This window comes from Pseudoroseomonas cervicalis ATCC 49957 (genome assembly GCF_000164635.1).
Taxonomy (GTDB): domain Bacteria; phylum Pseudomonadota; class Alphaproteobacteria; order Acetobacterales; family Acetobacteraceae; genus Pseudoroseomonas; species Pseudoroseomonas cervicalis.
Map to the genome: position 1 here is coordinate 1 of NZ_GG771270.1, position 502 is coordinate 502.

Consider the following 502-nt stretch of genomic DNA (forward strand, 5'->3'; position numbering starts at 1 on the left):
CCCGCCTGGCTGGACGCGCTGCCCCGGGCGGAGCGCGAGGCGGCCCTGGCGCGCGCCGCCGGCCGGCCGCTGGTGGCCATCGCCTACCAGCCGGACAGCGCCTGCTTCTTCCGGGGCGACGACCCGCTGCTGCTGCTGCGCCAGGTGCCGGAGCTGCTGCTGCTGCATCTGGTCGAGCCCGAATCCTGGCCGCCGGGCGAGCTGTTCGACCCCTTCGATTGCCGGCTCGGCTTCCGGCTGCTCAGCCTGGCGCCGGAGGCGGCGCTGCGCGAGCTGTTCCGCTATTGCGACGCGGCCGAGCTGCAGATCGCCGCCTGGCAGCCCGAGCCCGAGCCCGAGCCCGAGCCGGAGCCGGCGCCGGAGGCCGGGGCGGCGGCCGGGGATGCGGACGCCCCGCTGCGGCTGCTGCTCGACGCCCAGGCCCGCCTGCTGGCCGAGCCGGTGGAGCCGGCGCTGCTGGCCGGGCGTGCCGCCTCGGTGGCGGAAGTGTTGCGCCGCGTCG

The 502-nt window shown here is 78.3% G+C and carries 1 protein-coding gene; it reads left to right on the forward strand.

Translation table 11 applies throughout. The features are described 5' to 3' along the window. The coding region (locus tag HMPREF0731_RS22945) for a hypothetical protein (RefSeq protein ID WP_040614635.1) at window positions 1-502 on the forward strand (502 nt) is incomplete at both ends.